The sequence below is a fragment of the Streptococcus parasanguinis genome (assembly GCF_016648855.1).
Classification (GTDB): Bacteria; Bacillota; Bacilli; order Lactobacillales; family Streptococcaceae; genus Streptococcus; species Streptococcus parasanguinis_L.
The window spans coordinates 1-2,713 of the sequence record NZ_JACLQU010000023.1 but is presented as its reverse complement, the minus strand read 5'-3'; the positions used below and the strand labels follow the sequence as shown (position 1 = coordinate 2,713).

Here is a 2,713-nt window from a genome sequence, read left to right as displayed (position 1 = left end):
CCTTTCCGATCCGTGTGCATTCATTTGATGACACATTTAAATATTACATGTTTGTGAAGATTGGAATTGTATTATTAGTTATCAAATTCTTACTGGATATATGCTTAGAGTATATCAAGAATTGGTTTAAAAAGTTTTGATATATCTTCACGCAAAAAAACTTAGCATGTTTAGTAACTGCACCCCAATAATGGAACAAGAGAAAGTCCTCTTATACGACCAGTTTTCTGTACTCTACAGGAGGCTGGTCATTTATTTTTTAAAACATGTTGTATATAAGAATTGCAACAATAGAAAAGATTAATAAGAGGATTAAGAGGATTAACAAGATAAAAATAATTACTTTTTTCATTGTAGTTCTCCTTTATTTTTTGTATGATTATATCAGAATGTTTTTAAAAATGAAAGGGTTTTCTATGGGAAATGATGTGTTTTTTGATTCTTTTTTAAGATCACTTAGGTTTCATTTTCGTGATAAGTGTAAGGATATTGGATTTATAGAGTTTTTCAAAGATGAAAATAATTGTTTTATTACTATAGAGGATTATGTTTTGGAATCTTTTGTAATATTGTCAAATATTTTGAGTCAGGAGAGGATTGTGTTTACTTGTGGAATTATTTATAGTAAGGGGGTAGTTACTGGAGTAGAAGTATCTATGAGTGTATTAGAGTTAGAAAGATTAAATAATTTGTACAAGATATAGTTTTGAAGCATATTAAATTTTGTCGGACAATAACGAAGCGGTCCTACTAGTCATTAGGATCAAAAAACGCATAATATTAGGTTTTGAAGAACCTTGATACTATGCGTTTTATTGTGGGGAGATTTACTTTATTTTCTCCTGAAATTGAGTTTTTACCTAGTATCGTTTTACTTCCGATTAGAGATAACAAATTTATCAATGAATAGTAAGTGATATAATGCAAGTACAAATCCCCAGAAACTACCACGAAGAGAGAATTCTTGATGATTAAGAGGAAGCAAATCACGGTTTCCTATATAGATGCATGTCAAAATCACAAATAGAATCCAAAATAAATCAGTCCATTTATATTTTGAAAAAAGACAAGGTGTTTTATCCTTGTCTTTTTCGTTTTACGTTTTAGTACTGCTTTTGTTTCAATGTCAATAAATGTGTTCTTTTTGGAGTATTCTATATATTCGAGGTAACATTATCACGGTATAGATCAGGAGAGAAACACCTCCAAATATGAATATCAGACCTCCGTTTATGCCCTTTTGAAATAGATAAGTAAATACAATGGTACCTATCGGCATGATAGACGTATTTAGTGTGAACAAAGTACTCATTACTCTTCCTAAATAATTTGTTTCAATGCTACTTTGAAGATAGGTCATGACGACAATATTTAGAATAACAAGAGTGAATGCGATAATTCCCATAAATAAACCGCCAACGGAAGAAATAATCACTTGGGTGTTAGTAGTTGCAAATGTAATGCCCAAACCAACGATAGCAATGGTTAGAAGAAAAAGTGGAATGCGAATTCTATTAGAGAGAAGTGTATTATTTTCTTTTTTGTCTGGCAATAGTGACATAGAAACACTAGCTAATAACATTCCAACCGCAGACATAGTTTCTAGGATACCTACTGTTGCATTATCTAATAAGAGTTGTTCTTTGACTACAAATGGTACTCCAATGCTAATGGAAGTATAGAAAAAATTCAGTACAACACTAACAAGAATAATATATTTGACAATCTGATTTTCTTTTAAGAATTGGATAATTTCTTTGACCCCATGTTGATGCTTTTCATTCTGTTTAATCTTAGCTTCTTGTTCTTCGTGTTCATAGAAGAATTTCATGGTAAGTAAGACACCTAAAGAAAGGAGATTTGCAATAATTTCTATAAGAATAAAGCCTGAGAAGCCTAACCAATTATAAAGAATGACTCCAATAGCTGGGGAAAGCATGGTTGCGATAGCAATGGCAGTTTGTGTAACAGAGCTTAATCGTTGAATTTTTGTATCATTTACTAACTCGTGGATAGAGGCTGAGTAACAAGTATCATTGATGTTAACTGTAATAGAGTGGAATATGACAAACGGAATTACGAGGTATAAGATAGTAGATGAATTCGTTAAAAAATAAAAAGCATAAAACAGAAGAAAGATTATAAGTCTAAAAATAAAATTATAAATTAAGATCTTTTTATGACGGTATCGGTCTACTAAATTACCGATTGGAACCAAGAAAATCAAACTGACTAAAGGATAGATGATCATGTTGATTCCAAAACTCATTGCCGATTTTGTTTGGTCCAGTAACATTAATCCTAAAGCGAAATTAAAAGCTTTACCACTTAAAGAACTAATAAAACTACTAATAAAGTCTTTGATGATTTGTCTATTAGACATTTGATCACTTATTAAATTCTTAATATTAGCCCCCTCCATTCGTTTCAACATTACTTCGGTTATCTAATCCTATTCAATGAACCTGTGTTGTAAGGTAATTGGAATGTTAGATAGACCATAATTTTTATTAATTAAGATTTTACCAATTATACTAATAAAAGTATAATAAAAAATGTAAAAAATATTGTATTTATGTTTACTAATTATATTTCTCTCTTGCTTTGACATTATCTAAATAGATAACTTCTTACGTACCTCTTCTAAAATAGGATATATTTTACAATCGTTAAAGGATTTCAAAATGAAACAGATTGATTTATTTTGCTTTTT

2 protein-coding genes are annotated in these 2,713 nt (G+C 29.9%); one reads left to right on the top strand and one right to left on the bottom strand.

The genetic code is table 11. The features are described 5' to 3' along the window. The first annotated feature begins 416 nt into the window (after positions 1–416). A complete protein-coding gene (locus H7T92_RS10325) occupies positions 417–704 on the top strand; it encodes a hypothetical protein (protein ID WP_260314309.1) in 288 nt (95 codons plus the stop codon). A gap of 422 nt (positions 705–1,126) precedes the next feature. Here H7T92_RS10325 and H7T92_RS10320 read toward each other — a convergent pair whose 3' ends face one another. Beyond that, complete coding sequence (locus H7T92_RS10320) at positions 1,127–2,383, bottom strand: MFS transporter (RefSeq protein ID WP_260314308.1); 1,257 nt, start codon at positions 2,381–2,383, stop codon at positions 1,127–1,129. Between the last annotated feature and the right edge of the window lie 330 nt (positions 2,384–2,713).

Excerpts from the sequence above, each read along its gene's own strand:
- H7T92_RS10320 (WP_260314308.1), bottom strand. The coding sequence starts at position 2,383 with ATGTCTAATAGACAAATCATCAAAGACTTTATTAGTAGTTTTATTAGT.
- H7T92_RS10325 (WP_260314309.1), top strand. The coding sequence starts at position 417 with ATGGGAAATGATGTGTTTTTTGATTCTTTTTTAAGATCACTTAGGTTT.